We start from the raw sequence: 9,685 nt of genomic DNA on the forward strand, positions 1-9,685 counted from the left end.
CTCGTGAAACCCACCGGCCGGCGACGCCCACCAGGGCCGCCGTGACCGGTGCCCCCGTCCCGGCCCATCGATTACCCCTGGACCGATCGTCCCGACCCCGACCGGCCCGTCGACCGTCGCCCCACCACCACGCCGAGGAGCAGCCGTGACCGAGACCCACCCCTGGAACGTCGCCGCCCTGACCCTCGCCGATGCGGGGTGCGACATCGTCGTGGGCCTCCCCTCCGACGAACCCGGACTGATGGACGCGGCCCGGTCCGTGCCCACCCTGCACGTGCTCACGGTGCGCGACCAGCGCGCCGGCGCATGCGCGGCCATCGGCCACGCAGCTGTCTCCGGCCGGCCCGCCGTCCTCGCCGTCACCTCCGGCCCGAGTTTCGCCAACGCCCTCAGCGGCCTGCTGGAGGCATCCTCCCTGGGCGCCCCGATCATCGTCGTCACTACTCGGGTCCCCGTCCTCGGCATCGGCCGTGGCGCCTTCCAGCACACCGACCAGGCGGCCATGGCCCGGCCCCTGACGAAGTGGAACGTCCTCGTGGAAGACCCACGACAGCTGACCTGGGCGCTGCGCCGGGCCGTCCACCTCGCCGTCAACGGAGGCCCCGGCATCGTTCTGGTGGAGATAGCAGACGAGGTCCTGCGGGCCCCGGCACCCGAACACCGCCCCGCCCCACCCGTACGGCGCCTGCGGTTCGCCGCCGACACCCGGGAGGTCCACCGGGCCGCCGGGCTGCTCGCCGCGGCCCGCCATCCCGTCGTCGTCGCCGGCGGTGGCTGCAAGCCCGCCGACGCGGGGCCCGCCGTACGCCGACTGGTCGAACTGTTGGGCGCGCCCGTCTTCACCACCGCGGCCGGCCGAGGCGTCCTCGACGAGGAACACCCCCTCTCCTGCGGCCTGGTGGGCCTCTACACCACACCTCCCGCGGACCGCCTGCTCGCCAGTGCCGACGTGGTCCTCGCGATCGGCTCCCGGATCGAGGAGACCGCACGCATGGGCTGGGACACCCTCGCGGAGACGACACTCGTCCACGTCGACATCGATCCCGCCGCCTTCCTCACAGCTCTGGAACCCGAGGTCGCTCTGCTCGGCGACGCCGCCGTCGTCGCCGAACAACTCGCCTCCGTACTGGAAGCCCGCCCGCCGGCGGCAACCGGTCACGGCGCCGCCCGCCAGGCCGACGTGGCGTCGGTACGCGAGGAGATGCGCACCCGCCACCCCGCACCGGCCGTTCCACACCGCTCGAAGCTGACGGTCACCCACGCGCTGCGCCTCCTCCAGCGGGCCGTGGGCCGCGACGCCACCCTCGTGCAGGAGAACGGACTGCACGACATGTGGGGCTACCACTACCCGGTGGTGTCCGTGGACGACGGGGCCCGTGTCATCACCCCCGGCGAACAGACGATGGTCGGCTTCGGGCTGCCCGCGGCCGTCGGCGCCGCCCTCGCGGACCGCTCCCGGCGGACCGTCCTCGTCTGCGGCGACGGCGCGTTCGAGATGGGGCTGGCGGCACTACCGACCGCGATCGAGGAGCACCTCGGCCTGACCGTCCTGGTCCTCGACAACGGCGGCTACGGCTGGCCTCGCTTCGTCCGCGCCTCCGAGGAAGCATCCGACGTCCTCACCCGCTTCACCGCCCCTTCCCACACCGACGCCGCGGTCCGCGCTCTCGGCGGCCGTACGGCCCACTGCACCACGGCCGCCGAACTCGCCGCCGCCCTCGCCGACGCGACCCGCGCCCACGCTGAGGGCCGGGTCACCGTTCTCACGGTCCCCGTCCGCGATGACGACGTGCCTGTCGGCGTCCGACGCGTGTTCGCCCCCGCCCCGACGGCCCGGACCGCGGCATGACCCGCCGCCCGGCAGCCCCCCGACTGCCGCGCCTGACCATCGACGGGACTCACGTCCCGCCCGCCCACCTGGCCAGGCTGGTGGCCCGTACGGCCCGCGAACTCGCCGCGGCCGGAGCCGGACCGGGCCGCGCCGCCGCCCTTGCCTGCGACCATCCGCTGACCGCCGTCGTCGCCACGCTCGCCGCCGACACCGTCGGCGCGCCCCTGCTGCTCGATGGCGCGGCGCCCGCCCGCCACATCGCCCCGGCCGCCGCGGTCCGCGCCCTTCCTTCGGGGGACCCCTACGTCACCGGCACGACCGTCCGCCCCCTTGACCTCCCCCAGCGGGCCGCGACCGTCTTCTGGACTTCCGGCAGCTCCGGCGACCCCAAGGCGGTCGCGGTCTCCGCCGCCGCCCTCGCTCACCAGGCCGGAGCCACCGCCGCCCGGATGCGGATCACCGCCGACGACCGGCTGCTGCTCCCGCTGCCACTGCGCCACGCCTACGGCCACAGTGTCCTGAGGGTCTGGCGGGCCACCGGCGCCCATCTGTACGCCGAGACGGGATTCCACCTGCGCGGACTGCTCTCCCGCCTCGCGACAGAGGGCATCACCGCGCTGGACGGCGTGCCCACCATGTACCGGATGCTTGCGACGGAGGCGGCCAGGGATTCCGAGTCGGCACGTCTACTGGCGGGCCCCCGGATCCGCGGCTGCGGCGGCGACGTCCTGACGACCACCCTCTATGACGACTTCCTCACGATCACCGGCGCGCCGCTGCACGACGGCTACGGGCTCAGCGAGGCCGGGCCGAACGTCGCCCTGAACGCCCCCGGCGACCTGCGCCGCGGCACCGTGGGGCGGCTCCTCGACGGGGTCCGGGCCCGGGTGACCGGGCCCGCCCACGAGATCGAGATCGACAGCCCCAGCCTGATGCTCGGCCACCTCGACCCGCTCACCGGCACCCTCGACCGCACCGCGTTCACTCCGGACGGCTGGCTGCGTACCGGAGACACCGGCCGTCTCTCCGCCGACGGGCGGCTCACCGTCGCCGGACGCGTCAAGGAGGTCCTCGTCGTCCACGGCGAGACGGTCGCCCTCACGGTCGTCGAGGACGCGGTGCGTACGGCCGCGGGTGTGGCGGACGCCGCCGTCGTCGGTGTCCGCCACGGCGACCGCGGTGACACCGTGTGGGCGTTCGTGGAGAGCCCGGACGCCGACACCGCCGCTGTGGCGGGCCGTGTCACCGCCGAGTGCCGCCGACGGCTCCCGCCGCACGTACGTCCGCGCACCGTCCGTGTCATGACCGCTCTGCCCCGTACCGGCAGCGGTAAGCACGATCGGGTACGTCTCCGTGCTTGGGCCGGCGCCGACCTCCCGGCGGCGGCCTGAACACCGCCGCCGGCAGGCCCGCTTCCACGGCGGCGCCCCCGCGCTCGAACGTCGTTCAGGCGACGGCACCCAGCACCGGTGTACGGGCCGTGCTGCGTGCCCCGCCCAGCCACACCGCCTGGGACACCATCTCGATCAGCCGGGCCGCGTCCGAACCGGCTTCGGCACCGCCCGCGGACGGTTCCGCCGGCACCTGGGCGACGGCCACGCCCACCGGTGTCGGCCAGCCGCGCAGTGCGTGCCCGACCGTCCGCAGCGTGGCCAGTGTCGAGACCGCTCCCTGAGCGCCCGCGCCCACCGCGACCGTGCCGATCGCGCGCCCCTCCAGATAGGGCACGGGCCCGCCGATGTCGTTCACGTAGTCCAGGGCGTTCTTCAGCAGTCCCGAGACAGAGGCGTGGTACGTCGGCGACACCAGGATCACGCCGTCGGCGGCGCGCAGCTCCTGCAGGAGCGTGGCCGCCCCGTCGTGCGTCTCGGCCAGCCCCGGCCGGTACGCCGGAAAGTCGACTTCCGCACCGGTGAAGACCCGCGCGGTCGCGCCCTGCTCGGTGCATCGGCGAGCGCACCACTGCGCCACCTGGTCGGAGGTCGATCCCGTGCGCAGCGATCCGCTGATCAGCACGATGTGCGGCGATCTCATGGCTGTCTCCCTCTTCTCCGTACGGACGGTGGTCATCGGGCCGGGTGTGGCGGTCGGGCCCGGTGTGGCGGTCCGGGGCGGGCGTCCGGGACGGGGCCGCCAGCCGAGGATCTCGACGAGCTCGGTGTCCCTGCGGACCGCGGATCTCATCGGTGCGTCGCGCCGCTCCGCTCCCGAGAGGCCGGGGCCGTGGTCGAGGGTGTCCTGACGGCGCGAGGCCAGTACCACCGCCGCCGCCCGGTCCATTCGCTCCGCCGCGTACGCGGCGAGGGCATCGGGGACCTCGGCCGGCGAAGCCAGTGCCTCGGCGAGTACCGACGCGTCCTCCAACGCCAGGTTGGCGCCCTGTCCCAGGGCCGGGACCATCGGATGCGCGGCGTCCCCGAGCAGGGCGACCCGGCCGTCGACCCAGCGCGGTGCGGGGTCCCGGTCGTAGATGTCGGTCACGACGAGGTCGTCGGGATCGGCGTCCGCCACCAGGTCGACGACGGGCCCGTACCAGCCGTCCAGGGCGGCTACCAGCGACTGCCGGGCGCCGACCGCGCCCAACGCGGGCCACAGGCCGGACGGCGCGGTGATCCTGGCGGTCCAGCACAGGGTGTTCCCGCCGACCGGTGTCACGAACAGCTGGATGCCAGGGCCGCTGACCACGTGAGCGCACTGCCCGAGGACGGAACCGCGGGTGCGCCCGCGCACCGAGGTGTAGCCGCGGTACTGCGGTGAGCCGTCGCCCAGCATCCGCGCCCGGACCGCCGAACGCATCCCGTCGGCGCCCACCAGAGCCTCGCAGTCGACCGTCTCCCCGTCTGACAGCGTCACGGTGACCGCGTCGTCGGCGTGGGTGTAGTCCGCGACGGTTGTGGCCGGACGCACCGCCGCCCCCGCGGTGAGGGCCTCGTCGAGCAGAGCCCGGTGCAGGGCGGAACGCAGCACCGGAACCTGCGGGGCACCCAGCGCGACGGCCGTGGCACCTATCTGTTCCTCGGCGAGGACCGTGCCCTCGGCGTCCATCAGCATCCGGACCTCGCCCGGACCGGTGACGTGTCCGATGGCCCGGATACGGGCGCCGAGCTGCGCGCTCAACGCGTCGCAGGCCCGGACTCCGTTGGAGTAGATCACCAGACCGGAGCCGCCCGCTCCGATCCGGCCCGCCCGTTCGAGGACGGTGACGTCGATGCCGCGGGAGGCCAGGCCCGCAGCCGTCGCAAGCCCCCCGATGCCGCCGCCCGCCACCACCACGGACCGTCTTCTGGCCATGCCTCATCCCTTCCGGGCGGCGACCGCCGCCGTCTGTGTGCCGGCCGAAGCCCTCAGCTCTCCGCCACGGGTGTCCGCCGAAGCAGGCGTGTTCGGGGCGTCACGCCGCTCGGTGGGCTCCCTGCCGCGCTTTGGACGGTGCGGGGGAGGCAGCGGCCAGCGGTCCGGCGCGGTGTGGGCGTGTCCTGCCGGGGGCCCGTGCAGCGAGCGGGGGCGATGGGTCGCACCGGTGGACACCGCCTGTACCGGCCCGTGGTGTCCGGACGGCCGCTCCTCGGCGACGAGGCCGACGGTGGCTGCCCCTTCGTGAGACACGGCCTCAGACCGCGCTGTCGGACGTCTGGTGGTCATGGCGGGCCCGCATGGTCACGCGCCGTTCTTCAGCGAGAAGTTCTTCCTGCCGTGGTCCTCTACCGGCACGCCGACACCCGTCACCTCAGTGTCGTCTCGCCCGCCGACCCTGCGAATGTCGAAGAGGGACACCAGCATTCCTTCCGAAACGTCAGAGGCCCTTTTCTCCCGTGGCGTGCGGACCACGTGGGCATCGGAGCGCGGCACCCCGCATCCGCCACGGGAGGACACCCGGCAACAGCCGGGCAGGACGGCGCCGATCACATCACGCCGGGTGAAATCCGGGCAACAGGCCCTGTGAATGCACGGCGACTTCACCAACTCCGATTTCCCGGCCCAGGGCACCACCCGGGGAAAACGGTCGACTTGTTCAAGTCGTGATTCCTCCGCCCAGCCCGCTTGTGAGCGCGTCGGCGGACCGCGATTCTCATGCCGCCACGCCCGCGTCGCGAACGGATCTGGAGAAAAGGACCGCTGACATGCCGGTGATCACTGTCAACTGGTGGCAGGGCAATGACCGAACAGCCCGAAAGGAACTGGTGGCGGGGATCACGGACGTCGTCACACGGGTCTCGGGCTGCCCGGACGACGCGGTGACCGTCATCGTCCGTGATGTCTCCCCGGATCACTGGGGCAACGCCGGGCATCTGGCCGACGAACAACCCCGCTCACCCTGGGACCCGCGGTAGTCAACGGCCCTGGAGCGCACCCATCCGGCTCCGCAGGGCGGCGGCCCGCACCAACCGACCCTCACTCACACAGCGGCCCACACCCCGCAGACCCGTGAACTCCACTACCCCACCGCGCGTCACACGGACCGCGCCTCCGGCGTACGGCCGCCGGCCCCACCTGACCGCCCCTGAAAGGAAACGACATGTCCTCCGCCACTGTCCGCACCGAGGGCGACTTCTTCCCGGAGCCGCTCACCGTCGAACGCGCCCGCGGCCTCCTCGATGACCTCATGACCGACTTCCGCACCGGAGAGTGGCGCCCCACCACGTTGGAAAGCCGTGTCGCCGACATGCTGCTCACCTCGACCGCCGGAGACGGCCTCCTGACCTCTCGCCGTATCCGCGTCGCCCTGTGGGAGGGCAATCTCGCGATGACCCACGACAATGGCGGGCGCCTCGCCCAGGCCCTCGCCGACCTCGTTCCCGTCCTGGACGACCCCTACTGCGCCGCCTTCGACATCATCGACCAGGCGGGCGAACTCGTCGGCGCCGTCGCCGCCCACCAGACCGTCTGACCGCCCACACCAACGGGGGCCCGGTCGGAGACCCAGCACGCGCCCCCGACCGGGCCCTTCCCGCCCCCGCTCAGGCAGCCCAGGGCGCGATCGGGTACCAGATCAGCTCACGACGGGCCAGGATCCGTACATCCCAGTAGAGAACCATGAACACCCCTGCGGCGATGAACGACGCCGCCATCAGAGCCGAAGCCCGGCTCGGCCGCCGCGTCATCCACTGGTGCAGCCGGTCCCCGAGGAGACCGGTCACCAACAGGAACACCACGGCCATCACCACGATGTTGCCGAGACTCTGCAGAGCGAACGACGCCGCCCCGTACAAGGCGTTGTGGCTCTCGGCCGCGTCCCGGAACAACTGACGGAACAGCGCGAACGGACGTCCGATCAGGAACGCCCCGATCAGACCGCCCATGAACAGCATCGGCGCCCCGGGATAGCGCTCCGAGATCCGCGCCAGCGGGTCACGCACCATTCCCAGTGCCGCCAGCCCCAGGTACGTCATGACCACACCGAGGAGCCCGAAGACCACCATCGCCTGAATCAGCCGCCCGGAGAACCCTCCGCCACCACCGCCCTGGTCCCCGAACTGCGGCATACCGGTACCGGCCAGCGCCACGACCGCCCCGTACACCGAGGACACGATGAGCGCACCGAGCGCGAGCTGCGCCAACGGGCGCAACGCGGCGGCCATCCGCCCCCGCCGGGACGACGACCGCCCCCCGGCCAGCGGCGCGAGCGCACTGAACACGGCGACGTTGCACGCGGTGAACGTACCGGCGATACCAGTCGCCAACGCGAACGCGATACCCGCCAGGGCGCCCGCGATCGGCTCCCCCTTGGCGTGGTGACCCAGTAGGGAGTCCGCCACGTTGTCCCCGATGGTCCGGTCGACGAACTGCGCCGACCACACCACCGTCAGCGCGAAGCCGAACAACGCACTCACCAGGATGACCAGCGCCCGGCGGCGCGGCACATGACCGTTGAAGAAGAACGAGGATGTGCGAGAGCTGCTACCCATGTCCCGCACGGGCCCGGCCGGTGCCGGGGCAGGACGCTGCGCCGTCTGCGCCATGACGAATCGCCTTTCCAGAAGTGTGGGGAACGGACCGTCACGTTAGGCCCGTCGACACCCCCATGGGCCACCACCGAGGAACTGCGCACACGGCAAGAACCTCTGACCCCCACTTCATGACATGCACCTCCCCGAAAGACCCCGGGCACGCCTGGACCCGAGCACCTAAGCGGCCCGTAGATCCTCCGGACCGTCCTCCTCCGACAGTCCCGGAACCACCGGCACCCAGGTGACCGAGGGACCCGAACTCCACGCCGCTCCCGTCACCTCCGGCAAGGCCATGTCGAAGCTGCGCCACATCCACGCCCAGCTCGCGACCGAGCGAAAACGCCGCCCGCCGTCGATACCCGCGCCGACACCTGCCGCGATCCCGTCACCCACGCCCGCGCTCATGCCCGAACCCCCGTCACGGGACAGACCGACACCGGGGATTCCGGCAGTCTCTCCGGGCGCACCTCGTACCGCACCCCGGTCAGCTCCTGCGAGAGGTCCCACAGCCGGGCCCTTGCCGCCTCGTCACGAGAAGCCCTGCTGGAGCGTGCCGGCACCGGCGTCCCCCGGCTTTCGAAACGCTGCCGGGGACCGAGGTAGGAACCACCAGCCACTCGCGGATCCGTGGCTGCCCGCAACGAAGGCCACGCAGCCTGTTCCGCTGGCTGAGCCAGCCAGCGCAAGCCCGCGGCGGCCACCGGCCGAAGCAGCGGCGGAGGGTCACCGTGCCACAGACCGGTCGGCGACAGCCCGGGATGCGCGGCCACCGACACCGTCGCCGCGCCCGCCACCGCGAGCCGGTGCTGCAACTCCCGGGCGAACAGCAGGTTCGCGAGCTTGGAGCGTCCGTACGCCGTCGCGGAACGCCGCCCGGTCGCGGACTTGGCCAGGTCCGCGTCGAAACCACCCCAGCCGACGCGGTGCGCGAGACTCGCGACGGTCACCACCCTGGAACCCGGCACCGCCGTCATCAGATCAAGCAACAAGCCGGTGAGAGCGAAATGCCCGAGATGATTCACGCCGAAGTGAGCCTCGAAGCCATCGGCGGTCCGCCGGTATTCCGGGAACATCACCCCCGCATTGTTGATCAGCAGATCCAGACGCCCATGCCGTCCGCGCACCTCGGCCGCGGCCTCCCGCACGGAGTCCAGCGACACGAGGTCCAGACGTACGACCTCGGTACTCCCGGCGATACGCGAGGCCGCCACCTGACCCCGCTCCACACTGCGGCAGGCAAGGACGACATGCGCCCCGCGGGCCGCGAACACCCGGCTCGTCTCCAGCCCGATACCGCCGGAAGCGCCGGTGACCAGAACGGTTCTCCCGCTCTGGTCCGGAACGTGTGCGAGGGACCAGCTCATATCGCCCTCCAAAATAGACAACGCGAACGAGAACGAGGCGTCAGCACGCCGCGGCATCACCACGAGTGACGATGCGTTCTTGTCTGCCGGGCGCCGACGGGCATACTTCATCGTCCGCATCCGGAACACGGACCGGCCACTCCCCATGTGCGGATCTCGACACCCGACAGCGCATGCGGCCTTCGGCCGGCCAGTCTCACAAGGAAAGGGGTCTACTCACTGGATACCAAACTTACATACAGCATCAACATGTGAGGCAGGTATGTCAGCGGATAGAGCACCATCCATCCCGCACAACAGACGAACGGAAGACTGCCCGTTCCAGCAGAGGAAGAGACTGCCCAGCTCCGGGAGCGCAGCGGACGGAGCATCACTTCTGGTGCGCAGCATCAGAAGTGAGTGGGCCGCACAGCGGTCCACCAGGTGCCCCCGCGCAGCGGTCCAACCTACTTCCGCGCTGAGCTCCCACATGTGCTCCCGCGCAGCGGGAGCACAACCATCGCGCGCAGCGCGGTGGTTCGCTTGCCCATCGCGCAGCGATG

The 9,685-nt window shown here is 72.0% G+C and carries 8 protein-coding genes; 4 read left to right on the forward strand and 4 right to left on the reverse strand.

Features of this window, described 5'->3' with window-relative positions; all coding sequences use genetic code 11:
• Window positions 1–145 precede the first annotated feature (145 nt).
• Both OG393_RS35325 and OG393_RS35330 read left to right on the forward strand, forming a co-directional pair.
• Window positions 146–1,849 carry a thiamine pyrophosphate-binding protein gene (locus tag OG393_RS35325; RefSeq protein ID WP_327379162.1) on the forward strand — a complete coding sequence of 568 codons (1,704 nt, stop codon included), beginning with the start codon at window positions 146–148 and terminating at the stop codon, window positions 1,847–1,849.
• Window positions 1,846–3,222 (forward strand): class I adenylate-forming enzyme family protein, encoded by a 1,377-nt coding sequence (locus OG393_RS35330; protein WP_327379163.1) that lies wholly within the window; start codon window positions 1,846–1,848, stop codon window positions 3,220–3,222. Before OG393_RS35325 ends, OG393_RS35330 begins: the two co-directional genes overlap by 4 nt.
• Before the next feature lie 55 nt (window positions 3,223–3,277).
• On the opposite strand, the gene OG393_RS35335 is transcribed toward OG393_RS35330, so the two are convergent.
• A complete protein-coding gene (locus tag OG393_RS35335) occupies window positions 3,278–5,122 on the reverse strand; it encodes an NAD(P)H-dependent oxidoreductase (protein ID WP_327379164.1) in 1,845 nt (614 codons plus the stop codon).
• 830 nt (window positions 5,123–5,952) lie between these two features.
• On the opposite strand from OG393_RS35335, the gene OG393_RS35340 reads away from it, so the two are divergent.
• Both OG393_RS35340 and OG393_RS35345 read left to right on the forward strand, forming a co-directional pair.
• On the forward strand, window positions 5,953–6,162 hold the full coding sequence (locus OG393_RS35340) for a tautomerase family protein (RefSeq protein WP_327379165.1): 210 nt from the start codon (window positions 5,953–5,955) through the stop codon (window positions 6,160–6,162).
• Between the two features lie 185 nt (window positions 6,163–6,347).
• Window positions 6,348–6,719 (forward strand): hypothetical protein, encoded by a 372-nt coding sequence (locus OG393_RS35345; RefSeq protein ID WP_327379166.1) that lies wholly within the window; start codon window positions 6,348–6,350, stop codon window positions 6,717–6,719.
• A 70-nt stretch (window positions 6,720–6,789) separates the two neighbouring features.
• Here OG393_RS35345 and OG393_RS35350 read toward each other — a convergent pair whose 3' ends face one another.
• From OG393_RS35350 to OG393_RS35360, 3 genes are all read right to left on the reverse strand, one after another.
• Complete coding sequence (locus tag OG393_RS35350; RefSeq protein ID WP_362948782.1) at window positions 6,790–7,791, reverse strand: hypothetical protein; 1,002 nt, start codon at window positions 7,789–7,791, stop codon at window positions 6,790–6,792.
• 165 nt (window positions 7,792–7,956) lie between these two features.
• Window positions 7,957–8,184 (reverse strand): hypothetical protein, encoded by a 228-nt coding sequence (locus OG393_RS35355; RefSeq protein ID WP_327379168.1) that lies wholly within the window; start codon window positions 8,182–8,184, stop codon window positions 7,957–7,959.
• The gene (locus OG393_RS35360) at window positions 8,181–9,143 is read right to left on the reverse strand and encodes an oxidoreductase (protein WP_327379175.1); all 963 of its coding nucleotides are present in this window, start codon (window positions 9,141–9,143) and stop codon (window positions 8,181–8,183) included. The genes OG393_RS35355 and OG393_RS35360 overlap by 4 nt, the downstream gene beginning before the upstream one ends.
• Window positions 9,144–9,685 lie beyond the last annotated feature (542 nt).

This window comes from Streptomyces sp. NBC_01216 (assembly GCF_035994945.1).
Lineage (GTDB): Bacteria > Actinomycetota > Actinomycetes > Streptomycetales > Streptomycetaceae > Streptomyces.